This is a genomic window from Capnocytophaga sp. oral taxon 863 str. F0517 (assembly GCF_000466425.1).
In the GTDB taxonomy this organism is placed as follows: Bacteria; Bacteroidota; Bacteroidia; order Flavobacteriales; family Flavobacteriaceae; genus Capnocytophaga.
Genome location: NZ_KE992123.1, coordinates 1 through 222, shown reverse-complemented (window position 1 = coordinate 222; position 222 = coordinate 1). Strand labels below are relative to the sequence as shown.

Annotated in this window: 1 pseudogene; it reads right to left on the bottom strand. The window is 53.2% G+C overall.

Features of this window, described 5'->3' with window-relative positions:
* A pseudogene (locus HMPREF1551_RS13885) lies at positions 1-222 on the bottom strand (heat-shock protein Hsp70); the annotation flags it as partial.

Sequence of the window (222 nt, the reverse complement as noted above, 5' to 3'; positions counted from 1 at the left end):
GCTTGGGAGGCTGGCGGCACTCTACGGAGCCGGTGAGCGCATCGGGGGCATCGTCATTCAGGTTGGTGCCAATACGCAAGTAGCTTAGCAGGTCTTTGGCAAATTTCGGAAAGCGCTGTTTCCAGTCTACTGGCATCCAAATGAGCTTTTGCACTGAGGCTGAAGCGGTGAAGATACGCGCTGTCTTATTCTGGTTTTGGTGGAAAGGGTAAAAACGGGTGA